This window comes from Acidovorax sp. Q11 (assembly GCF_054950075.1).
Genome location: NZ_JBUDZG010000016.1, coordinates 1 through 22,287 on the forward strand (window position 1 = coordinate 1; position 22,287 = coordinate 22,287).

Sequence of the window (22,287 nt, forward strand, 5' to 3'; positions counted from 1 at the left end):
GCCGCGCTGGCGCTTCGCTTGCGGACCAATGCCTCCAATTGGTCACGCTCGTCTGTCGTTAAGTTCATCCTGTGCATACCTTCGAATATGGAGTGCATGCAGCCAATTTCAATGATTCAGTGGACTAGCAAGTCCCGAGCCATCGCGGGCAACTATTCCAGGGGCGGTGACAAGCGGTCATCGGCTGTTCACAATATACGGTCCGTGCCCCGCTGCTGGGGCCGCCTGTTTTTTGACTGTGCACCATCTTGGTGACGCCCTTTTGACCCATGTCCCATTCCCCCCAACTTCTGCTTCTGCCCGGCCTGGCCGCCGATGAACGCATGTGGCGCGGCGTGCTGCCGCTGCTGCCCGCCGCGCTGCGCCCAGAGGTCGCCACAGCCCACCAGGATGTGAACCTGCACCGCATCGAGGACTTTGCTGCACGCCTGCTGGCACAGCACGCGGGGCCGCTGGTGCTGGCGGGTGCGTCGATGGGCGGCATGGTCGCCATGGAGGCCGCGCGCCAGGCGCCGCAGCGTGTGGCAGGGCTCGCGCTGCTGGGCACTACCGCGCGGCCCGAGACGCCCGACATGCGCGCCCTGCGCGAAGGCGCCATCGAGCTGTTTGAACAGGGCCGCATGCGCGAGGTCATCGAGCCCAACGTGGCTCTGGCCTTCCACCCAGTGAACGCTGCCAAGGTGGACCTGGTGCAGGCCTACCTGGACTTTGTGCTGGATGCGGGCGCCGACCACCTGGTGCGCCAGAACCGCGCCGTGATCCATCGGCCCGATGCGCGGGTGCATCTGCCCCAGGTGGCCTGCCCCGTGCTGGTGGTGTGTGGCGCGGCCGACCAGCTCACGCCGCCCGAATGCTCGGCAGAGATTGCGGCGCTGGTGCCCGGCGCCGAACACCACCTGATGCCCGACAGCGGCCACATGCTGACCATGGAGCAGCCGGAGGTCGTCACCGGCTTGCTGGTGCAGTGGCTGGGCCGCAACGGGTGGATTTGATCCGGGGTTTGAGGTTTTTTTGGCCGCTACCGCGCGATGGATAAGCGCTGATAGCTATTAAATTTATAGCTAATCAAAACTCCAGGTTGTCAATCAGCCGCGTGCTGCCCAGCCGCGCGGCGCCCAGTGCCACCAGCGTGCCCGCTGCATCGTCGGCCGTGGCGGGCAACAGGTCGGCCCGGCGGCGCACGGTGAGGTAGTCAGGCGCCCAGCCGCGTGCGCGCAGGGCGTCCAGGGCCAATGTCTCCAGCAGGTTGCGGTCGCTCGGGGCGGTGCCCAGCCACTGCTGCGCCAGCCGCTGCAATGCTTGCGACAGGGCCACGGCCTCTTGCCGTTCCTCCAGGCCCAGGTAGCCGTTGCGCGAACTCAGCGCCAGACCGTCGGCCGCCCTGCAGGTCTCGCCCGCCACGATCTCGATGGGCAGCGCAAACTGCCGCACCATGTGGCGGATCACCATGAGCTGCTGGTAGTCCTTCTTGCCGAACACGGCGGTGCCGCCGGTCTGGCCGAGCACGCAGGCAAACAGCTTCATCACCACCGTGCTCACGCCCAAAAAAAAGCCGGGGCGGAAATGGCCCTCCAGCATGTCGGCGAGCACCGGGTCGGGGTGCACCTTGAAGGTCTGGGGCTCGGGGTACAGGTCCGTCTCGCGCGGGGCAAACAGCACGTCGCAACCGGCGGCCTGGAGCTGTGCGCAGTCGGCCTCCCAGGTGCGGGGGTAGCTGTCAAAGTCCTCGTGCGGCAGAAACTGCAGGCGGTTCACGAAGATGCTGGCCACGGTCACATCGCCCAGGGGCTTGGCCTGGCGCACCAGGGCGATGTGCCCCTCATGCAGGTTGCCCATGGTGGGCACAAAGGCGGGGCGGCGGTAGGGGGCCAGGGCCTGGCGCAGGTCGGCGATGGAGCGGGCAATCAGCATGGGGTCGGACGGGTCAGAGAAAGGAAGGAAAAGGGCTCACCAGGCGTGTACAGCGTTGTCCGGGAAGCGCCCTTGCTTCACGGCCTGCACATACGCCTCCATGGCGCCGCGCACGCTGCCCGCGTCCTGCATGAAGTTGTGCACGAACTTCGGCATCTTCCCGAGGTTCATGCCCAGCATGTCGTGCAACACCAGCACCTGGCCGGCCGTGCCGTTGCCCGCGCCGATGCCGATGGTGTGGCAGTGCGGCAGCTCGGCCGTGATGTCGGCAGCCAGCGCTGCGGGCACCATCTCCAGCACCAGCATGGCGGCGCCTGCGTCCTGCAGCTCATGGGCCTCTTTGCGCAGCGTGCGGGCCGCGTCGTCGGTTTTGCCCTGCACGCGGTAGCCACCTAGCGCGTGCACCGTTTGCGGCGTCAGGCCCAGGTGGGCGCATACCGGCACGCCGCGCTGCACCAAAAACTCCACCGTGGGCGCCGTCCAGCCGCCGCCTTCGAGCTTGACCATGTGTGCACCCGCCTGCATCAGCACGCAGGCGCTGCGCAGCGCCTGCTCGCGGCTTTCGGCGTAGGTGCCATAGGGCAGGTCGGCCACCAGCCAGGCCGTGCCCTGCACGCGGTGCAGGCCGCGCGCCACGCTGGCCGTGTGGTAGGCCATGGTGTCGAGCGTCACTCCCACCGTGCTGGGCAGGCCCTGGCACACCATGCCCAGCGAGTCACCCACCAGAATGCATTCCACCCCCGCCGCATCGGCCACGGCCGCAAAGGTGGCGTCGTAGGCGGTGAGCATGGTGATCTTCTCGCCTGCGGCGCGCATCTGCGCCAGGCGCGGCAGGCTCACGGGGCGGCGCTGGGGCAGGGGGGATGCGGGCGGCAGCGTGCCGTAGGGCGTGGCAGAAACAGGGCTGGTGGCGGTCATGTAGCGTGGTGAGGCCAAAAAATTGCCGCGAGTCTATGCGACCAATACTGGGTGTACTTATTGGTTTACGGCCCCCAGGCCAGCGGCCCGTGTCGACGCAGTGGCCTTTGCGTTCCCGGTATGCTCGCGGCCCATGACAGCAGCGTTACCCCCCGCGAAAAGCACCATGAGAGACAACGACGAAGTGAAGGCCCTGGCCCAGGCCGATGTGGCCCGCGCCCTGGCCGAAGACGTGGGCACCGGCGACCTCACCGCCGGCCTGATCGACCCGACCCGCCGCGCCCGCGCGCGCATCCTGGCGCGCGAAGCTGCCGTGATCTGCGGCGCCCCCTGGGCCGAAGCCGCGCTGCGCGCACTCGACCCCACGGTGCAGATCACCTGGCATGTGGCCGAGGGTCAGCGCTGCGCCCCCGACCAGGTGGTGCTGGAGATTGAAGGCAATGCCCGCGCGCTGCTCAGCGCCGAGCGCACGGCACTCAACTTCCTGCAACTGCTGTCGGCCGTGGCCACCAAAACCCGTACCTATGTGGATGTGGTGGCTGGCACCCGCGCCCACATCGTCGATACGCGCAAGACTATTCCCGGCCTGCGCCTGGCGCAAAAGTACGCCGTGCGCGTGGGCGGCGGCACCAACCACCGCATTGGCCTGCACGATGCGGTGCTGATCAAAGAGAACCACATTGCCGCTGCGGGAGGCGTGACCGCCGTGCTGCACGCTGCCGAGCAGGTGGCGTCACAGGCAAAGTTCATCGAGATCGAAGTCGAAACCCTGGAGCAACTGACCGAGGCCTTGGATGCGGGCGCCAGGATGGTGCTGCTGGACAACATGCCCTTGGCCCAGCTGCGCGAGGCCGTGCGCATCAATGCAGGCCGGGCGATTCTGGAAATATCGGGTGGCGTCACGCTCGACGGCCTGCGCGCCTTGGCCGAAACCGGCGTGGACCGCATCTCCATCGGAACGCTGACCAAGGACGTGAAGGCCACGGACTTTTCGATGCGTCTGCAGGAGCTGGCATGAGCACCGCTGTACTGAACCGCATCGACGTGGAGTACGAGCAGCCGCTCGATACCGAGGAAGGCGCCGTCTGCTCCACCAAACACGCCTGGGCGCGCGTGCCACCCGAGCTCACCCAGGCTGAGCGTGCCGCGCTCAAGGACAAGATCCGCCGCTTGCTGAAAGAGAAGAACGCGGTGATGGTCTCGCACTACTACGTGCACCCGGACTTGCAGGACCTGGCCGAGGAAACCGGCGGCCTGGTGAGCGACTCGCTGGAGATGGCCCGTTTTGGCCGCGACCACGCGGCGCAGACCCTGGTGGTGAGTGGCGTGCGCTTCATGGGCGAAACGGCCAAGATACTGAGCCCGGAAAAAACGGTGCTCATGCCCGACCTGGACGCCACCTGCTCGCTGGACCTGGGCTGCCCCATCGACGAATTCAGCGCGTTCTGCGACCAGCACCCCGACCGTACCGTGGTGGTCTACGCCAACACCAGCGCGGCCGTGAAGGCGCGCGCGGACTGGCTGGTCACATCGAGCTGTGCGCTCGACATCGTCAGCGCGCTCAAGGCCGCAGGCCAGAAGATCCTGTGGGCCCCCGACCGCCACCTGGGCGCCTACATCCAGCGCGAGACCGGCGCCGACATGGTGTTCTGGAACGGCGCCTGCATCGTGCACGACGAGTTCAAGGCCGTCGAGCTGGAACTGCTCAAGAAGGACCACCCCGCCGCCAAGGTGCTGGTGCACCCCGAGAGCCCCGCCGACGTCGTGGCCCTGGCCGACGCCGTGGGCTCCACCAGCGCCATCCTCAAGGCCGCGCGCGAGATGGACGCCACCGAGTTCATCGTGGCCACCGACAACGGCATGATGCACAAGCTGCGCACGCTCAACCCCGGCAAGACCTTTTACGAAGCGCCCACCGCTGGCAACAGTGCCACCTGCAAGAGCTGTGCGCACTGCCCCTGGATGGCGATGAACGGTCTGGCCGATGTGGCGCGGGTGCTGGAAACCGGTGCCAATGCCATCCAGGTGGACCCGGCGCTGATCCCGCGCGCGCGCCAGCCGATTGACCGCATGCTGGCGTTCACGGCAGCGCTCAGGAACGGGCAGCCCACCGCAGCGCTGGTGCCACACCTGGGGGCAGCCTGAAGGTACAAGAGTGCATTTGCTCTTTAATTGATAGCTAACTATGTCCACTGGTCAGGCGCCAGGGGCCTTTTTTGTTTGTGATTTCCCGCATTGACTTCACCCAGCCGCTGGACCCCGGCGCCCCGCGCCTGCGCCACGCCTTTGGCACGCCGCGCGAGGTGCTGGCCGCCCATGCGCTGCACGAGGTGCGTGGCGTGCTGGATGCCGTGTTTGTGGCGGCACAACAAGGCCGCTGGTGTGTGGGCTTCGTGCGCTACGAGGCGGCTGCCGCCTTTGATGCCGCGCTGCTGACCCACGCGGCCGACGGCCCGCTGGCCTGGTTTGCGGTGCATGACGCGCCCTTGCCTTGGCCCGAAGGGGCGGATGGCGGGGCAGACGGGCCCCCGGCGCAGGTGACGTGGACCGACAGCCCCGACCGCGCCACCTTCGACGCCGCGCTGGCGCAGATCCAGCAGGCGATTGCGGCGGGCGAGCTGTACCAGGTCAACCACACGGCCCCCCTTAACGGCTCGCTGCAAGGCTCGGCCCCGGCCCTGTTTGCCGCACTGTTGCGCGCCCAGCCCGGCGGGTATGCGGCGCACATCGACACCGGGGGCGAGCAGGTGCTGTCGGTGTCGCCCGAGTTGTTCTTCGACTGGCGGGATGCGCCAGGCGGCGGCCATATCCTGGCCCGCCCCATGAAAGGCACGGCCCCGCGCGGCGCCACGCCCGAACAGGACGCGCAGCAGGCGGCGCACCTGCGCACGGCGCCCAAGGAGCGTGCCGAGAACGTGATGATCGTGGACCTGCTGCGCAACGACGTGTCGCGCATTGCGCTGCCCCACAGCGTGCGCGTGCCCGTGCTTTTTGCCACCCAGGCCCTGCCCACCGTGTGGCAGATGACCTCGGACGTGACCGCGCGCACGCGGCCCGGCACCACGCTGACAGACGTGTTTGCCGCGCTGTTCCCCTGCGGCTCCGTCACCGGGGCACCCAAGGTGCGCGCCATGCAGATGATCCACGCGCTGGAAGGCGCGCCGCGCGGCGTGTACTGCGGCGCCGTGGGTGTGGTGCGCCCGGCCGGTCCGCTCGATGCGCAGGGCCAACATGCGGTGGCCGCGACCTTCAATGTGCCCATCCGCACCGTGGTGCTGCGTCCTGAAGGCGATACCGTTCGCGCCACCTGTGGCATTGGCAGCGGCATCACTTCGGGGGCGCTGGCCGATGCCGAGTGGAGCGAGTGGCAGCACAAGCGCGCGTTTGTGGAGCGCGCGAGCCAGCCCTTTGACCTGCTCGAAACCCTGGCGTTGCAGGCGGGCGTTTTCCGGCACCAGGGCGAGCACCTGGCGCGCCTGCAATCAGCTGCTGCACATTTCGGTGTGCCCTGGGATGCGGCGGCCGTGTTGCAATGCCTGCAGGCGCTGGCGGCAGACCATGCCGACGGCGCTTGGCGCGTGCGTCTGCTGCTGGGCGCTACGGGCACGCCCCGGGCCGAGGCCTTTGCCCTGCTGCCCACGCAGGAGCCCGTGCGCTTGCAACTGGCAAAAAGCGCTTTTGCCGAAGCCCACAGCGAATTTGTGCGCTACAAAACCACGCGCCGTGCGCACTACGCGGCGTTTGCGCCCACCACGCCCGGTGTGTTCGACACTCTGCTGTGGAATGCGGCGGGCGAGATCACCGAGGGCACCTTCGGCAACATCGCCGCCCTCATCGACGGGCGGTGGGTGACGCCGCCGCTGTCCTGCGGCCTGCTGCCCGGCGTGGGCCGCGCCGTGGCGCTGCGCGAGGGCCGGGTGGTGGAGGCGGTACTGCGCGTGGCCGATGTGCCCCGGGTGCAGGGCTGGGCCTTCATCAACAGCCTGCGCGGCTGGCTGGCCGCCGAGCTGGACAGATAGAAAATCTGAATCCAATCGGCTCCCAGCGCCCGTGGAACAAGCGCTGGCAGCTGTCCAATTTTCAGAGCCGTTCCTTCACATAGCTCGGCCGATCCATGTCCACGATCTCCACGCTCAGCTGCACCATCACGCCCTGCGGCCGGGGCGTGCGTTCGCGCAGCACGGCGGCAATGCGGCCCGCCAGCTCCGTCTTGGCTTCGGGCGTGCGGCCCGCAAGCAGGCGCAGCTGCGCATGCACAAAAGCGCGGTTCGCCGGGGCGGTGCCAATCTCGAAGCTGTCGGCCACGATGAAGCGCGTCTTCAGGTCGGCTTCGTCCTGTACTTGGGGGTGGGCGCACAGCGTGGCGTTGAGGGCGGTCAGGGTCTCGGCCTCAGGGTAGTGGGGCAGGTTGGCGGAGTATTCGATGGTGAGGTGGGGCATGGTGGTTCCGGTCTTGGGCAGTGCGCTAGTTTAAGGGCCCAGGCCCCACGCCTTTGGGGTCACCCGGCCTGGTCGTGTTTTTGCAGAAACTCTTCCAATGCCTGCAGCACCTGGTCAGGCGCCTCGATCTGTGGCCAGTGGCCGATGCCGGGCAGCGACACCACGTCGGCGTCGGGCACCAGCGCACGGTAGCGCGCCGCCATGTGGGCGCCCGAGTTCGGGTCTGCCGCGCCGTTGATCAGCCGCACCGGCACAACGTGCTGCAGCAGCGGCCCTACCAGGCGGTCCCGCAGGGCCATGCGGTCGATGTAGAAGCGCCCGGTCTTGTGGCTGATGGCGCGGCCGTTGTGGTGGTTGACCAGCGCCCAGAAGTCTTGCAGCAGCGCAGGGGAAGGAAGGGTCTGTGGGCCAAAGAGGCGCGTGATGGTGCGCTCGAACGCTTTTTGGGGAATGCGCGGTGCGACCCAGCGGCCCAAGGGTGACGACAGCAGGTGCTGCAGCATGCGTGGCTGGTACGCCTCGGGGCAGACGCCGCCGTTGAGCAGGGTGAGCGACTGGATGCGTGGCGCCAATGGGTGGGTCTGCCGCCGCGCCAGCATCTCCTGGGCCACGCTCACCCCCAGGTCGTGGGCGACGATGTGCACCTGTTGCACACCCAGCCGGTCCAGCAGCGCCTCCAGCAGGTCCGCATGGTTTTCGATGCCGTAGGTGTGGTCCGCGGGCTTGTCGGAAAAGCCCATGCCCAGCAGGTCCGGCGCGATGAGGCGGTGGCGTGTGGCCAGGGGCGCCCACAGCGGATGCCAGTCGTACGAGCTGGTGGGGTAGCCATGGATGAGCAGCAACACGCTGCCGTGTTGGCCCGCTTGTGCCACGAACAGGCGATGGCCGCCCAGCGCGACCATGCCGCCCTGGGCCTGCCAGTGCCGCAGCGCGGGCGTCAGGCGGTCCATGCGGTGTGTGCCAGCAGCGCCGTGGCCGTGAGTTGGGTGAGCAGCGTGAAGGCGTGTGCGGCCTGCCGCCACGCCAGCCGCCGGGTCAAGGCGCCCATGCAATAGAGCAGCCGCGCCAGCACAAACCCCGCACAGGCCACCGCCAGTGCCCCGGGCGTTGCACTGTGGAGCTGCGCGTGGGCCAGCAGGAGCAGGCCAAACAGCATCGACTGTTCCAGCGTGTTGCCATGCGTGCGGATGGCCGCAGCCAGATCCTTGTGGCCTCCATCTCCCCAGGTCTGCCGGTAGCGCAGGCGCAGGCGCGACACGTGAAGGGACAGGGCCGTCAACAGCAGCGCCAGCGTGACCAAGGTGGTGGCTGCCAAGCTAAGGGTGGACATGGATGAATGGGGTGGATGTCGGTTAAGAAGCCACCAGCTTAGAAAGCCCCGGCGCGATCGCCAATAGCACCAAAGGGCAGGTGTGTGCACCCACCACAGTGGCTTGCACGGGTGGGCGCGCGTGGAGGGAGCACGCCACCCGTGGTGGATTGGTCAGCCCGGCGTGTGGCTTTGCAGAAAGGCCCGGAGCTTCATCGGCGCAATGGGCTTGGGCAGCAGGGGCAGGCCGGCCGCCGTGGCCCGCTGCTGCACGTCGGCCTGGTGGGCATCGGCCGTGACCAGCAGGGCCGGTGCGGGGCTGCCCAGGGCCTGCCGCAGGCGTGCGATCGCTGTTACCCCGTCGTCTGCGCCGGGCAGGCGCAGATCCACCACCAGGGCGTCGATGGGGTCTGCGGCGGTGTCCGCACGGGGCATCAGCGCCAGTGCGGCCGCCAGATCGCCGGCCTCGACCACGGCGCAGCCCCAGGACGCCAGCAGCCCGCAGAGCGCCTTGCGTGAATCCGCATCGTCTTCCAGCACCAGAATCCGCCGCCCTGCGAGGGGCGCGGGCGTGGTGGCCTCGGCGGGCTGTGCCTGCAGTGGGGCGGCAGGGGCGGGCTTCGCCAATGGAAGGCGCAGGCTGAAGCAGCTGCCATGACCGAGGGTGGATTGCACCGCGAGGTCGAGCCCCAGCAGGTCGCTCAGCCGTTTGGCGGTGGCCAGCCCCAGGCCCAGCCCCTGGCTGCGGTTGCGCTGCGGGTTGTCGATCTGGTAGTACTCGTCAAAGATGCGCGGCAACTCGGCAGCCTCCATGCCCACGCCGGAGTCGTGCACGGCTAGGGTGAGGGCTCCGTCCTCCTGCGCAGCTGCAACGCGCACGAACCCTGCGGGCGTGTAGCGGATGGCGTTGGACACCAGGTTGGACAACACACGTGCCAGCAAGGCGCGGTCGCCCCACACGGTGGCCGGGGTGGTGGCAACCTGCAAGTCCAGCCCCCGTTCTTGCGCCACGGCAGCAAAGTTGCCGGTCATTTCATCGAACAGGCCCTGCAGCGCAAAGGCCGTGGGCCGGGGTGTGAGGCTGCGCGCATCCAGCCGCGACAGTTCCAGCAGGCCCTCCACCAGCGCCCCCATGCTGCCCACACATTCGGCGATGGCGCCAGACAACTCCTGCACCCTGCCGGGTGTAGCGGCTGTGGGAGCGTGGCGCAGCGTGTGTGAGAGCAGCCCCAGGGCATTGAGGGGTTGGCGCAGGTCATGGCTGACGGTGGCCAGAAAGCGAGCCTTGGAGGCATGTGCGGCCTCGGCGTCGGCGCGTGCCTGCCGGGTGGCTGCGTTTTCGCGCTGCAAGGCATCGATCAGGGCCAGCTTCTCCTGGCGTTGTGCGCGGGCTTGCACAAGCGTAAGCGCCTGCGCCCGGCCGCTGCGCCACACGTACAAAGCCATCAGCACCGAGGCCAGCGCCAGCGCATAGTGCAGAGGCTGGCCCACCAGCACATCGCGCAGAGCCAGCGGGCCGAACACACCGGCGGCATAGGCTGCCAGGGCTGGCAGGTGGTGGGCCAGGTGCGTGACGCTGCCCAGCACCACGGCGGCCAGGCCAATGTGCAAGGCCATCTCGGCCACCACGTTGTGGGGGGCCATCAGCACCCAGCTGCTGGCCCCCCAGGCCAGCGCCTGGGCCAGTGCGCTGGCCACCACCCAGCGGGCCCAGAAGGCGTTGCGGCCTGGCTGCAGCGCCCCCGCACGGCGGTACGCCAGGCCCAGGCCGATGCGCAGACTGCGCACGGCCGCAAACGCGACCAGCCACCAGGCGATAGAAGTTGCAGGCACATCGCGCCAGAACAGCACGCTGAGGAAAAAAGCCTCCACCACCCCCACCAGGGCGGCCATCGGCGCGCCTCGGTACAGCGTGTCCAGGGCCTCCGCGTCCATGGCCGCTGCAGCGGGTTCGGTCCGTGTCATCGCTGCAGCAGCCCCTGTGCGCGGGCCACCACCAGCAAGTGGGTGCGGTTGCGTGCCTGCAGGGTGTCCAGCAACGCGGTGACGTGGAGCTTGACTGTGCGGTCGGCGATACCCAGCTCCTGCGCGATGCGCTTGTTGGGGTGCCCCAGGGCCACCAGCTGCAACACCTCGCGCTGCCGAGCTGTGGGGGTGGGGGCGGCGCTGGCCTGCGGAGGTGCCGGAATATCAAACACCACGCCCCCTTCGGCAATGCGCTGCAGCGCGGCCGCCAGTGCAGGCACGGGCTGTGATTTCCCAAGAAAGCCGCTTGCCCCGGCGCTACGCGCCGCTGCAGCCAGCGCGGGGTCTTCGTCGCCCGATATCAGTACGCGGGCGACGAGCGGGAACTGCGCGGCAAAAAGCCGCAGGCCTTCCAGGCCCGTGTGGGCGCCCAGGCGCTGGTCCAGCAGCACCAGGTCCAGGTCCTGCTCGCCCGCTGCCGCCTGGAGCCCCGCGTCCAGCGTGGGCGCGGTCAATACCTGCGCAGTCGGCAGCGCCTGGGCGAGTGCGTGCGCGAAGCCTACACAGAACAGGGGGTGGTCATCCACCAGCAGGAGTTTCATGCAGGGGATTGTGGTGTACGCCGGGGGGCTCCGACCCCCGTGGCTTGTTTGACACGGCATCAGGGCCTTGTGCATGCCTGTTGCCGTATCGCAAGCCACTTGCTCAGAATCCGAGCGGCCCCGCGCGTTGTGGGGCCCGCGTTGTGTGCCGGTTTTGTGTGTCCGCCGTACTGCCAGAAGCCTTCCAGGGTGACATCCGAAGGGCTGCTGTGCAGGAGGGGAGGTGGATATGCGGGCAGGCTGCAGCATTTCGTCACCTGTCTTCAATAAAACCATGAAATACCAAACATTGATTCGACACACTACCGTGGCCGCTCTGGCGCTGTGCGCTGCCGACTGGGCCAGCGCAGAAGGGGCTCGCCCGCACTGGGCGTACAAGGGCAAACACGGCGCCGCCCACTGGGGGGCGCTGGAGGCTGGCTTTGAGGCCTGCGCACGCGGTGCGGCGCAAAGCCCCATCGACATCCGCAACACCGTGAAAGAGGCGCTGCCTGCGCTGGACTTCCAGTACACCGCCGGGGCCCCCACGCTGGTCAACAACGGGCACACGGTGCAGGTGAACATGCCTGCGGGCAGCAAGCTGGTGGTGGACGGCAAGGCGATGGAGCTGCTGCAGTTCCACTTCCACACCCCCAGCGAAGAGGCCATTGGCGGAAAACACGCGGCCATGGTGGCGCACTTTGTGCACAAGGGCCCGGACGGCGGGCTCGGTGTGGTGGCCGTGCTGATCCAGCCCGGCAAGACCAACGCGGCCTGGGCACCCATCTTCGCGCACCTGCCGCGCGTGGGCGAACAGGTGATGGTGGATGGCCTGAGCCTGGATGCCAGCACCCTCTTGCCTGCCAAGAAGGGCTACTACAGCTTTGCCGGGTCGCTGACCACACCGCCTTGTTCCGAGGGCGTGCAGTGGATGGTTCTCAAGGAGCCTGTGAAGTTGGGCCCGCAGCAGATCAAGGCGTTCCGCCAGCTCTACAACGCGAACGCGCGGCCTCTGCAGCCGCTCAATGGGCGTGTGGTGAAGGAAAGCACCTGATGCTGCCCCGCCGACCCTGCGGTTTCTATGGGGTCGGCTGAGCCATCAGGCTGTGTTCAGGCGATAACTGCTGCAGGCGCCACGCTGGTGCCTGCAGCTTTTTGTTGAAGAGCTGCCACGCAGTCGGCGGCATGGGCCGCCAGCGCTGCCAGCAACTCATCCACATCGGCCGCCGTGTGCGCGGCCGACAGCGCAATGCGCAGCCGGGCCGTACCTGCGGGCACCGTGGGCGGGCGGATGGCGGGCACCCACAGGCCCCTCTGGCGCAGGCTTTCCATCACGGCCAGGGCCGCTTCGTTGCTGCCGATGATGAGCGCCTGCACCGCCGTGTGGGACGGCACCAGGTGCCAGCCCAGCTCCGGGGGCAGCGTGGCCAGGCCTTCGCGCAACTGGGCGATGCGCTGGCGCAGCCCTTCCCGCAGGTCGTCCGCAGCCGTGATCAGCTCCAGGCTTTTACGCAATGCGCTCGCCAGCAGGGGTGGGGCGGCGGTGGCAAAGATGTAGGTGCGGGTCTTTTGCAGCAGCCATTCAATGAGTGCAGCATCTCCCGCCACAAAGGCGCCTGCCACGCCCGCTGCCTTGCCCAGCGTGGCCATGTAGAGCACCCGGCGCGATGCCGTGGCGCCCGTCAGGCCCGCCTGCGCGAGGCTGCCGCGTCCCTGGGGGCCGAGCACGCCAAAGCCATGGGCGTCGTCGAGCAGCAGCAGTGCATCGTAGCGTTCGCACAGCGCGAGCAGGGCAGGGATGTCGATCAGATCGCCGTCCATGCTGAACACCGCGTCGCTGACCACCAGCTTGCGCCGTGCGGGGCTGGCGGCGAGCTGTGCCTCCAGCGCGGCCAGGTCGGCATGGGGGTAGCGGTGGATGGTGGCGCGCGACAGGCGGGCACCGTCAATCAGGCAGGCGTGGTTGAGCGCATCGGAAAACAGTGCATCACCATCGCCCACCAGCGCCGGGATGATGCCGGTGTTGGTGGCATAGCCCGCATAAAAGTACAGCGCACGGGGCAACTGCACAAAGGCGGCCAGGTCGCGCTCCAGCGCATCGTTGGCGGCGCTGTGGCCGCTGACCAGGGGCGAGCCGCCCGAGCCCACACCAAAGTGGTGGGTGGCCTCGCGCGCCGCCTCGGCCAGCGCGGGGTGGCTGGCCAGGCCCAGGTAGTCGTTGCTGCAGAACGCGAGCATGGGTTTGCCGTCCACCCGCAGGCGGGCGCCGCCTGCGGGCTCCACCACGCGGCGGCGGCGCAGCAGGTGGGCGCGTTCGATGTCGGCCAGGCGCGCGGGGATTTCGTCCAGCCAGGAGGGCTGGGGTGCCTTGGAGCTTGTCATTGCCAGTCCTTCGGCAAATCAAAAACCAGGCTGCCGGGCTCGGGCAGGTCCTGGTAGGGCACCTCGGCCAGCAGCGGCGCGTTGAGACGTGCGCACAGGTAGGCGATGTTTTCGTCGGCGGCACCCATCTCCGGGTCGATGCGGTTGGCGACCCAGCCGACCAGCGCGAGGCCACGTGCGCGGATGGCCTCGGCCGTCAGCAGCGCATGGTTCAGGCAACCGAGGCGCAGGCCCACCACCAGCACCACGGGCAGCGCCAGTGCCTGGGCGAGGTCGGCGCCCGTGAGCGTGTCGGTGAGCGGCACATGGAAGCCGCCTGCACCTTCCACCACCACGGCGTCGGCCTGGGCAGCGAGCGCCTGGTAGCTGGAAACGATGGCGGCGATGTCGATCTCGACACCCGCGCGCGCGGCTGCGATGTGGGGCGAGAGCGGGTCGGGCAGCAGCACGGGGTTGTCCAGCGCGGGTGGCACGGCCAGCGTAGAGGCCGAGCGCAGCGCGATAGCGTCTTCGCTGGCCCAGTCCTCGCCCCAGGGCACCAGGCCGGCTGCCACGGGCTTCATGCCCACCACGCGGCGGTGGTGGCGTGCCAGCGCATGCAGCAGCCCGGCAGATACCAGTGTCTTTCCGACGCCTGTGTCGGTGCCGGTGACAAAACAACCAATCATGGGGTCTCCTCCTGCAGGGTGGCGTTCAGCGCATCAAGCGCGCCGCTGGCGAGGCACTGGACGGCCTCGTCGTCGAGTACATAGGGCGGCATGGCGTACAGCGTTTTTCCAATGGGGCGCAGCACCAGTCCGCGCGCCATTGCGTGCTGGTGGTAGCGCCGGGAAAAGTCGGGCAGCGTGGTGTCCACATCCCAGGCCCAGATCATTCCGAGGCGGCGCGCATGGCGCACACGTGGGTGCTGTGCCAAGGGTGCGCACGCCGCATCGATGTGCTGCGCCAGCGCCTTGTTGGAATTCAGCGCATCCAGCTGTTCAAACAACTCCAGCGTGGCCAGCGCCGCGCGGCAGGCCAGGGGGTTGCCGGTGTACGAGTGCGAATGCAGAAAGCCGCGTGCTACGTCGTCGTCGTAGAACGCGGCGTACACCACATCCGTGGTCAGCACGGCCGACAGCGGCAGTGTGCCGCCGGTGAGGCCCTTGGAAAGGCAAATGAAGTCGGGCTGGATGCCCGCCTGCTGGTGCGCGAACATCGTGCCCGTGCGACCAAAGCCTACGGCGATCTCATCCAACACCAGGTGCACCTCGTAGCGGTTGCACAGTGCGTGCGCCAGGCGCAGGTACTCGGGGTCGTGCATCGCCATGCCCGCAGCGCATTGCACCAGCGGTTCGACGATGAAGGCGGCGGTGGTGGTGTGGTGCTCCTGCAGCCAGGCTTCCAGCGCGGCGGCGGCGCGCCGGGCCACGTCCTGCGCCGTCTCACCTGGGGCAGCTCCGCGTGCATCGGGGCTGGGCACGGTATCGGCCAAACGCACCAGCGGGGCATAGGCCTCGCGGAAGATCGCAATGTCGGTCACGGCCAGCGCACCCACGGTCTCGCCGTGGTAGCCGCCTGCCAGGCCCACAAAGCGGCTTTTGGCGGGGCGCCCTGTGTTGCGCCAGTAGTGCGCGCTCATCTTCAGCGCGATCTCGGTGGCCACCGCGCCATCGCTGCCATAGAACGCGTGGCCCAGGCCGGTGAGCGCAGCAAGGCGCTCCGACAGTTCCACCACCGGCGCGTGCGTGAAGCCCGCCAGCATCACGTGGTCGAGCTTGCCCAGCTGGTCCACGAGCGACGCCTGGATGTGCGGGTGGCTGTGCCCAAACAGGTTGACCCACCAGGAGCTGATGCCATCGAGGTAGCGGCTGCCGTTGGTGTCGTAGAGCCACGGGCCTTGGGCTCGCGCAATGGCCACGGGCGGTTGGGCCTCGTGCCGTTTCATCTGTGTGCAGGGGTGCCACACGCTGGCGTGGCTGCGGGCTACCAGCCCGTCGTGGTTCGGTGTCACCGTTACAGGGCCTGCGTGGGAACGGCGTGCCGCAGTTCCGTCTGGCGGTTGTGCTCGTCCACAAACACCAGCTGCGGCCGGTGCGTGCCGACCTGGTCTTCATGCACCTGCGCAAAGGCCGCAATGATGATGAGGTCGCCTGCGGATGCGCGGCGTGCGGCCGAGCCGTTCACCGAGATCATGCCGCTGCCGCGCTGGCCCTTGATGGCGTAGGTGACAAAACGCTCGCCGTTGTTGATGTTCCAGATATGGATCTGCTCGTTCTCGGCGATGTTGGCGGCGTCGAGCAGGTCTTCGTCGATGGCGCACGAGCCTTCGTAGTGGAGCTCGCACTGGGTCACGGCCACGCGGTGGATCTTGGATTTGAGCAGGGTGCGGAACATCGGCTTCCTTCAGTGAAGTCTGTGAATGGGGGAGGATCTGCCGGTGGCAGGGCCGTGGTCGATCAGGGCTGCGGAAAGTCCAGCACGCAGCTGTCGCCCAACGCCTCGCGCCACACGCGCACGCGGCTCACGCTGGGGCGCAGGTTGGCAGGCAGCGCCTGGGCGATGAAAACGCACAGGTTCTCCAGCGTCGGCGTGCCCAGGCCGGGCACGTCGTCCAGCATGTGGTGGTCCAGTTGCTCGCGCACCACCTCCAGGCCCCGGCGCAGCAGGCCCAGGTCCAGCACCATGCCGGTTGCGGGGTCGCGTGGGCCGCTCAAAAAGACTTCGGCGTGGTAGGTGTGGCCGTGCACGCGGCGGCTGCCTTCGGCCTCGATTTCGCGGCGCAGGGTGTGGGCGGCGTCGAAGAAGAACCGCTGGGAAATGGTGAACAACATACGGGAACCAAAAAGAAAACCGCTCACCGGATGCCGGTGAGCTTGTGGGTTTGCAGGCTCAGGCGCCATGCGGGGTGGGCCAGGCAGGCGTCAATGCAAGCGGCAGTGTTCTGTCGCTGCAACGGGCCATCCATGGGTTGCAGAAAGCGGTGGGTGAACTGTGTGCCTTGCTCCAGCGCCTGCAGGTCAAAGCCGGGCTGGGGCCACACGAGCTTCAGTTCCTGCCCGCTGCGCTGCACCCACGGGGCACCCGCCTTGGGGCTGATGCACAACCAGTCGATGCCCTCGGGCGCGGCCACGGTGCCATTGCTTTCCACAGCGATGCGGAATTGCTGCGCGTGCAGTGCGTCGATGAGCACCGTATCGACCTGCAGGAGGGGCTCGCCGCCGGTCAGCACCACCAGGCGATGGCCCGCGCCTGCAGGCCATTGGGCGGCGATCAATTCCGCCAGTGCGGTGGCCGTCTCGAACTTGCCGCCCAGCGTGCCGTCGGTGCCCACAAAGTCGGCGTCGCAGAACTGGCAGATGGCCTGCGCGCGGTCCTGCTCGCGGCCCGTCCAGAGGTTGCAGCCCGCAAAGCGGCAGAACACGGCAGGCGTGCCCGCCTGGCCGCCCTCGCCTTGCAGGGTGTAGAAGATTTCTTTGACGCTGTAGGTCATCGGGGTACCGGCGGAACAAGGATGGTGGGGGCGGCGGGAGCAGCCACCTCGGGGTAGTCGCGGCTGTAATGCAGGCCCCGGCTCTCGCGGCGCAGCTGTGCGCTTTTCACGATGAGGTCGGCCACCTGCACCAGGTTGCGCAGCTCCAGCAGGTCGCGCGTGACGTGGAAGTGCGCATAGAACTCCTGGATCTCGCCCTGCAGCATCGCAATACGGTGGGCGGCGCGCTCCAGCCGCTTGTTGGTGCGCACGATGCCCACGTAGTCCCACATGAAGCGGCGCAGCTCGTCCCAGTTGTGGGAGATGACGACGGACTCGTCGGCGTCCTGCACGCGGCTGTCGTCCCACGCGGGCACAGCGGGCAGCGTGGCGGTGGGTGCTGCGGCAATGGCCTGCGCGGCGGCGCGGGCGAACACCATGCATTCGAGCAGCGAGTTGCTGGCCAGCCGGTTGGCGCCGTGCAGGCCGGTGCAGGCCACTTCGCCCACGGCAAACAGGCCCGGCAGGTCGGTGCGGCCCGCCAGGTCGGTCAGCACGCCGCCGCAGGTGAAGTGGGCGGTGGGCACCACGGGGATGGGTTCCTTCGTGATGTCGATGCCCAGCGACGCGCAGTGCGCGAGGATGTTCGGAAAGTGTTCCTGCAAAAACGCGGGACTCTGGTGCGAGATGTCGAGGTGCACGCAGTCCAGCCCGTGTTTCTTCATCTCGAAGTCGATGGCGCGGGCCACCACGTCGCGCGGGGCCAGTTCGGCGCGTGGGTCGTGGTCGAGCATGAAGCGCGTGCCGCCCGCCGATGGCGGCAACAGGAGCCTGCCGCCCTCACCGCGCACGGCCTCGCTGATGAGGAAGGACTTTTCGTGCGGGTGGTACAGGCCTGTGGGGTGGAACTGGATGAACTCCATGTTCGCCACGCGGCAGCCCGCGCGCCAGGCGGCGGCAATGCCGTCGCCCGTGGCGGTATCGGGGTTGGTGGTGTACAGGTACACCTTGCCTGCGCCGCCCGTGGCCAGGATGGTTTGCGGCGCGCGGAAGGTCACGACCTCGTCGGTGTCACTGTCGAGCGCGTACAGGCCCAGGCAGCGGTTACCCGGCAAGCCCAGCTTGCGCGTGGTGATCAGGTCCACCAGCGTGTGCTGCTCGAACAGCGTGATGCCGGGCGTGGCGCGCACCACGTCGATGAGCGTGCGCTGCACGGCCGCGCCGGTGGCGTCGGTCACGTGGGCAATGCGGCGCGCGCTGTGGCCGCCTTCGCGCGTCAGGTGCAGCTGGTCGCCTTCGAGCGTGAAGGGCACGCCCAGCTCGCGCAGCCAGGCAATCGATGCGGGCGCGTTCTCCACCACAAAGCGCGTGGTGGCCAGGTCGCACAGGCCGGCTCCCGCCACCAGCGTGTCTTCAATGTGGGCGGCAAAGCTGTCGTCGTCGGCCAGCACAGCGGCAATACCGCCCTGGGCCCAGCCGCTGGAGCCATCCTGCAGCGTGCGCTTGGTGATCACGGCCACGCGGTGCGTGGGCGCCAGGTGCAAAGCGGCCGAGAGGCCGGCGAGGCCGCTGCCTACGATGAGAACGTCGAAGTCGTGGGATGCCATGGCTTGCGGGTGAGGATTGGGAGTAGCGCCCACGGCCACCGGCCAGGGCGGTGAACGGTGGGGCCAGCCTAGGCCGGCGTGTAGGCGAGGCGCACGTAGATGGGTGCGAAGGCCTCGGCCTGTGTGATCTCGATCAACGTCTCTTTGGCCAGCTCCAGCAGGGCGATGAAGGTCACCACCAGCACGGTGCTGCCTTTTTCGGGCTCGAAGAGTTCTTCAAACTCCACAAAGCGGCGGCCTTGCAGCGTCTTGAGCACCATGCTCATGTATTCGCGCACGCTCAGTTCTTCGCGCGTGATCCGGTGGTGCTGCACGAGCTTGGCGCGCTTGAGGATGTCGCGCCAGGCCTCCTGCAGTTCCACCACATGCACGTCGGGAAAACGCGGCTGCAGGCTTTGTTCGATGTAGACCTGGGCTTTGAGGAAGTCGCGGCCGTACTGCGGCAGCTGCCCCAGGCGGGCTGCGGCCATCTTCATCTGCTCGTATTCGAGCAGGCGGCGCACCAGCTCGGCGCGTGGGTCTTCGGGTTCTTCGCCTTCTGCCTGCTTCTTGGGCGGCAACAGCATGCGCGACTTGATCTCGATGAGCATCGCCGCCATCAGCAAATACTCTGCCGCCAGCTCCAGGTTGCGGCTGCGGATCTCGTCCACATACGCCAGGTACTGCTTGGTCACCCCCACCATGGGGATGTCGAGGATGTTGAAGTTCTGCTTGCGGATCAGGTACAGCAGCAGATCGAGCGGGCCTTCAAAGGCTTCGAGGAAGACTTCGAGCGCGTCGGGCGGGATGTACAGGTCGTTGGGCAGCGCAAACAGCGGCTCGCCGTACAGGCGCGCCAGCGCCACCTGGTCCACCACGTCGGGCATGCCTGCCGCATCCAGGGCGGGCATGTCCGGCGAATCGGCCGTGTCGGCTGCGTTCGCGGTGGTCATTGAGTGCTATTAAAATGTGAGCTATCGGCGCTTGATGGACAGGCGCAGAAGGCCAATTTGGTGCTCAATCAGCGTTCGTCTGGTAGACGTAGGGCTTCTGGGCCACCTGGCCTTCGCGGTATTCGCCCCAGATCTTGCGGTCCACCTGCTTGTCCCACAGCAGGGCACGGCCGGCTTGCTGCTGCTGGTCCAGCTCGGGGCGGCTGGATTTGAGCTGGTTGATGAACTGGGTGGCGTCGGACTGGTAGTCGGGGCGGCGGAAAATGGACATGGACTGTGAATCTCTTTCTTGGAACGCGTCAGGCACAGTGACGCACCAAAGGTCCAAGATTTTACCGGGACGAATTTATGCGCTTGATATATCGCGCCGCTGCCCTGGCAGCTGCCGCTTTTTCCCTGATCGCTCTAACCGCCTGCGACCCCCAGCGCATCAGCGAACTGAAGGAGGGCGTATCGACCGAAGCCGACGTGCGCGACCGCTTTGGTGCCCCCGAAAACGTGTGGGAAGAACCCGGCGGCGCGCGCACCTTCGAGTACAACCGCCAGCCTGCGGGCCAGGTCAACTACATGATCACCATCGGCCCCGATGGCCGCATGACCGCACTGCGCCAGGTGCTCACGCCCGAAACCTTTGCGCGCGTGTCGCCCGGCCAGCGCATGGACGAGGTGCGCCGCCTGCTGGGCAAACCCGCCAAGTCCACGCCCTACGAGCTGAAGAAGGAGACCTGGGTGGACTGGCGCTACCTGGAGGCGTCCAACCAGGCCAAGGTGTTCACGGTGGTCCACGGGCCCGACCATGTGGTGCTGCGCACGCAGACCGGGGCGGACATGGATGCGCCGGAGTTCAAGGGCGGCAAGTAGGGCCTTTCAGCCTGCGACCTTCCCCATCAGCGCAGCTTAAACGGCCAGATCGTCCTGCGCCGCCAGCCGCGCGCCAAAGCCTGATCGCTCAATGAGTGAACGTGGCTGCTCGTGCAGGTGCTCGATGCGCAAGCGCCCGCCGCGTGCCGCCACGGCCTTGAGCAGCTGGGCCAGCGCATCGAGCCCGGTGGTGTCCAGCGCCACCAGTTCGCTCGCGTCCAGCACCACGTCCAGGCCGGGTGGGCCCGCCTCCACAGCCTGGATGATGGCGTCCAGCTTGGCGGCGGCACCAAAGAACAGCGCGCCGTGCAGGCGCCAGGTGGCGGCCGGGTGCCGGGGGGGTGCGGCGGTGTCCGGGTCGGGCTGCCGCTCCACGCGGAACAGCGCGCTCATGCGCCGCACAAACAGCGCGCAGGCCAGGAACAGGCCCACCTCCACCGCCACCGTGAGGTCGAACACCACCGTGAGGAAAAACGTGCCCAGCATCAGCAGCCGGTAGTGGTTGCTGAAATGTTTGAGGCGCACAAATTCGTGCCACTCGCCCATGTTCCAGGCCACAAACAGCAGGATGCCCGCCAGCACCGCCAGCGGGATGTGCAGCGCCAGCGGCGCGGCCACCAGCACGATCACGGCCAGCGTGAGCGCATGCACCATGCCCGCGATGGGGGAGGTGGCGCCCGAGCGGATGTTGGTCACCGTGCGCGCAATGGTGCCCGTGGCCGGCATGCCGCCAAAAAACGGCACCACCATGTTGGCCAGACCCTGGGCCACCAGCTCCTGGTTGGGGTCGTGTTTCTTGTGGTGCACATCGGTGGCCAGCTGGTCGGCCACGCGGGCGCACAGCAGCGATTCGATGGCGCCCAGCAGCGCAATGGTGAGCGTGGGCGTGACCAGCAGGCGCACCGTCTCCCACGAAAAATCGGGCAGCGCAAACACCGGCAGCGCTTGCGGAATGCCGCCAAAGCGCGAACCGATGGTCTCCACCGGCAGCTCCATCGCCCAGGCCAGCAGGCTCAGCGTGACCAGGGCCACCACGGGGGCGGGCACACGCGCAAACGTGCGCACCGTGTGCTGTTCCAGCACCCGCATCACGGGCGATTCCTTCATCGTGAGCTTGGGCCACAGGAACAAGCCCGCCACGCAGGCCGCACCCAGCCCGAAGGCATAGGGGTTGAAGCTGTCCAGGTGCTGTGCCAGCGTGCCCACCTGCGAGAAAAAATTGCCCGGCATGCGGTCGATCGACAGCCCCAGCCAGTCCTTCACCTGCGACAGCGCGATCAGCACCGCAATGCCGTTGGTGAACCCGATCACGATGCTCACCGGCACAAACCGCACCAGCGTGCCCAGCCGGAACAGGCCCAGCAGCACCAGCAGCACGCCCGCGCAGGCGGTGGAGATCAGCAGGTTGGCCACACCGTAGCGCTCGACGATGCCGTAGACGATCACGATGAACGCGCCCGCTGGCCCGCCAATCTGCACGTTGGTGCCGCCCAGTGCCGAGATCAGAAAACCCGCGATGATCGCCGTCCACAGCCCGGCCTCGGGCTTGAGCCCGCTGGCTATCGCAAACGCCATGGCCAGCGGCAGCGCCACGATGCCCACCGTGACACCTGCGCCCACATCGGCCAGCCAGCGGCTTTTGTCGTAGCCGCGCAGTGCGTCGATGAGGCGGGGGTGGAAGGCGAAGCTCAGCGACATGGTGGCGGGTGCTTTCGGGGCGGGGTGGTGGGTTTCAGTGTAGGGAGCCAATCCCCAGGCGCCAAGCAGGTTGCATGCCGCGCCGTCGCCTCGCGGGCCCGCTGAAATTGAGAGATGCTATACATTTGATAGCTATAAAGACAATGCCATCAGGCGCAGGGGCCTCAAAAAGCTTGGAAATTTTTGAGCTCCGACTGAGGCATGGGCCTCCACGCCGGTGCAGCCACGGTGG

General features: G+C 67.7%; 23 protein-coding genes. 6 read left to right on the top strand and 17 right to left on the bottom strand.

Features of this window, described 5'->3' with window-relative positions; genetic code table 11:
• Positions 1-269 precede the first annotated feature (269 nt).
• Entirely contained in the window at positions 270-992 is a 723-nt protein-coding gene (locus ACYZGB_RS13765; RefSeq protein ID WP_462388993.1) for an alpha/beta fold hydrolase, read from the top strand.
• A gap of 73 nt (positions 993-1,065) precedes the next feature.
• On the opposite strand, the gene panC is transcribed toward ACYZGB_RS13765, so the two are convergent.
• Complete coding sequence (gene panC, locus ACYZGB_RS13770) at positions 1,066-1,911, bottom strand: pantoate--beta-alanine ligase (protein ID WP_462388995.1); 846 nt, start codon at positions 1,909-1,911, stop codon at positions 1,066-1,068.
• 36 nt (positions 1,912-1,947) lie between these two features.
• Positions 1,948-2,829, bottom strand: coding sequence for a 3-methyl-2-oxobutanoate hydroxymethyltransferase (gene panB / locus ACYZGB_RS13775; RefSeq protein WP_462388996.1), 882 nt, complete (start codon positions 2,827-2,829; stop codon positions 1,948-1,950).
• Positions 2,830-2,995: 166 nt separating this feature from the next.
• On the opposite strand from panB, the gene nadC reads away from it, so the two are divergent.
• The 3 genes from nadC (at position 2,996) to ACYZGB_RS13790 (ending at position 6,848) form a co-directional block, all read left to right on the top strand.
• Entirely contained in the window at positions 2,996-3,847 is an 852-nt protein-coding gene (gene nadC / locus ACYZGB_RS13780) for a carboxylating nicotinate-nucleotide diphosphorylase (protein ID WP_462388997.1), read from the top strand.
• Positions 3,844-4,974 (top strand): quinolinate synthase NadA, encoded by a 1,131-nt coding sequence (gene nadA / locus ACYZGB_RS13785; protein ID WP_462388998.1) that lies wholly within the window; start codon positions 3,844-3,846, stop codon positions 4,972-4,974. Before nadC ends, nadA begins: the two co-directional genes overlap by 4 nt.
• Positions 4,975-5,051: 77 nt before the next feature.
• Positions 5,052-6,848 (top strand): chorismate-binding protein, encoded by a 1,797-nt coding sequence (locus ACYZGB_RS13790; protein ID WP_462388999.1) that lies wholly within the window; start codon positions 5,052-5,054, stop codon positions 6,846-6,848.
• Positions 6,849-6,909: 61 nt separating this feature from the next.
• Here the strand turns inward: ACYZGB_RS13790 and ACYZGB_RS13795 are convergent, their stop codons facing one another.
• The 5 genes from ACYZGB_RS13795 to ACYZGB_RS13815 form a co-directional block, all read right to left on the bottom strand.
• A complete protein-coding gene (locus ACYZGB_RS13795) occupies positions 6,910-7,269 on the bottom strand; it encodes a 5-carboxymethyl-2-hydroxymuconate Delta-isomerase (RefSeq protein WP_063458819.1) in 360 nt (119 codons plus the stop codon).
• Positions 7,270-7,328: 59 nt separating this feature from the next.
• Positions 7,329-8,219, bottom strand: coding sequence for an alpha/beta fold hydrolase (locus tag ACYZGB_RS13800; RefSeq protein WP_462389001.1), 891 nt, complete (start codon positions 8,217-8,219; stop codon positions 7,329-7,331).
• A complete protein-coding gene (locus ACYZGB_RS13805) occupies positions 8,207-8,599 on the bottom strand; it encodes an MAPEG family protein (RefSeq protein ID WP_081474639.1) in 393 nt (130 codons plus the stop codon). Before ACYZGB_RS13805 ends, ACYZGB_RS13800 begins: the two co-directional genes overlap by 13 nt.
• 153 nt (positions 8,600-8,752) lie before the next feature.
• Entirely contained in the window at positions 8,753-10,543 is a 1,791-nt protein-coding gene (locus ACYZGB_RS13810) for an ATP-binding response regulator (protein ID WP_462389002.1), read from the bottom strand.
• Positions 10,540-11,145 (bottom strand): response regulator transcription factor, encoded by a 606-nt coding sequence (locus tag ACYZGB_RS13815; RefSeq protein ID WP_462389004.1) that lies wholly within the window; start codon positions 11,143-11,145, stop codon positions 10,540-10,542. Before ACYZGB_RS13815 ends, ACYZGB_RS13810 begins: the two co-directional genes overlap by 4 nt.
• Positions 11,146-11,419: 274 nt before the next feature.
• Between ACYZGB_RS13815 and ACYZGB_RS13820 the strand changes: the two genes are divergently transcribed.
• Positions 11,420-12,178, top strand: a complete 759-nt coding sequence (locus ACYZGB_RS13820; protein ID WP_462389005.1) for a carbonic anhydrase — start codon at positions 11,420-11,422, stop codon at positions 12,176-12,178.
• A 56-nt stretch (positions 12,179-12,234) separates the two neighbouring features.
• On the opposite strand, the gene bioF is transcribed toward ACYZGB_RS13820, so the two are convergent.
• The 9 genes from bioF to ACYZGB_RS13865 all read right to left on the bottom strand — a co-directional run bounded on the left by bioF (position 12,235) and on the right by ACYZGB_RS13865 (position 19,767).
• Positions 12,235-13,506 carry an 8-amino-7-oxononanoate synthase gene (gene bioF / locus ACYZGB_RS13825; protein ID WP_462389006.1) on the bottom strand — a complete coding sequence of 424 codons (1,272 nt, stop codon included), beginning with the start codon at positions 13,504-13,506 and terminating at the stop codon, positions 12,235-12,237.
• Positions 13,503-14,174, bottom strand: coding sequence for a dethiobiotin synthase (bioD, locus tag ACYZGB_RS13830; RefSeq protein ID WP_462389008.1), 672 nt, complete (start codon positions 14,172-14,174; stop codon positions 13,503-13,505). The genes bioF and bioD overlap by 4 nt, the downstream gene beginning before the upstream one ends.
• Positions 14,171-15,499 (bottom strand): adenosylmethionine--8-amino-7-oxononanoate transaminase, encoded by a 1,329-nt coding sequence (bioA, locus tag ACYZGB_RS13835; protein ID WP_462389009.1) that lies wholly within the window; start codon positions 15,497-15,499, stop codon positions 14,171-14,173. The genes bioD and bioA overlap by 4 nt, the downstream gene beginning before the upstream one ends.
• A gap of 2 nt (positions 15,500-15,501) precedes the next feature.
• On the bottom strand, positions 15,502-15,882 hold the full coding sequence (gene panD / locus ACYZGB_RS13840; RefSeq protein ID WP_462389010.1) for an aspartate 1-decarboxylase: 381 nt from the start codon (positions 15,880-15,882) through the stop codon (positions 15,502-15,504).
• A 62-nt stretch (positions 15,883-15,944) separates the two neighbouring features.
• Positions 15,945-16,319, bottom strand: coding sequence for a 6-carboxytetrahydropterin synthase (locus ACYZGB_RS13845; RefSeq protein ID WP_462389011.1), 375 nt, complete (start codon positions 16,317-16,319; stop codon positions 15,945-15,947).
• 23 nt (positions 16,320-16,342) lie between these two features.
• Positions 16,343-16,978 (bottom strand): 7-carboxy-7-deazaguanine synthase, encoded by a 636-nt coding sequence (queE, locus tag ACYZGB_RS13850; protein ID WP_462389012.1) that lies wholly within the window; start codon positions 16,976-16,978, stop codon positions 16,343-16,345.
• Positions 16,975-18,564: an L-aspartate oxidase gene (gene nadB / locus ACYZGB_RS13855; protein WP_462389013.1), complete on the bottom strand. Its 1,590-nt coding sequence runs from the start codon at positions 18,562-18,564 to the stop codon at positions 16,975-16,977. Before nadB ends, queE begins: the two co-directional genes overlap by 4 nt.
• Positions 18,565-18,632: 68 nt before the next feature.
• Positions 18,633-19,496, bottom strand: coding sequence for a segregation and condensation protein A (locus tag ACYZGB_RS13860; protein ID WP_462389014.1), 864 nt, complete (start codon positions 19,494-19,496; stop codon positions 18,633-18,635).
• A gap of 64 nt (positions 19,497-19,560) precedes the next feature.
• Entirely contained in the window at positions 19,561-19,767 is a 207-nt protein-coding gene (locus ACYZGB_RS13865; RefSeq protein ID WP_121421045.1) for a DUF3460 family protein, read from the bottom strand.
• 77 nt (positions 19,768-19,844) lie between these two features.
• On the opposite strand from ACYZGB_RS13865, the gene ACYZGB_RS13870 reads away from it, so the two are divergent.
• The gene (locus ACYZGB_RS13870) at positions 19,845-20,357 is read left to right on the top strand and encodes an outer membrane protein assembly factor BamE (protein WP_462389016.1); all 513 of its coding nucleotides are present in this window, start codon (positions 19,845-19,847) and stop codon (positions 20,355-20,357) included.
• Positions 20,358-20,393: 36 nt separating this feature from the next.
• Here the strand turns inward: ACYZGB_RS13870 and ACYZGB_RS13875 are convergent, their stop codons facing one another.
• Entirely contained in the window at positions 20,394-22,055 is a 1,662-nt protein-coding gene (locus ACYZGB_RS13875; RefSeq protein ID WP_462389017.1) for a SulP family inorganic anion transporter, read from the bottom strand.
• Between the last annotated feature and the right edge of the window lie 232 nt (positions 22,056-22,287).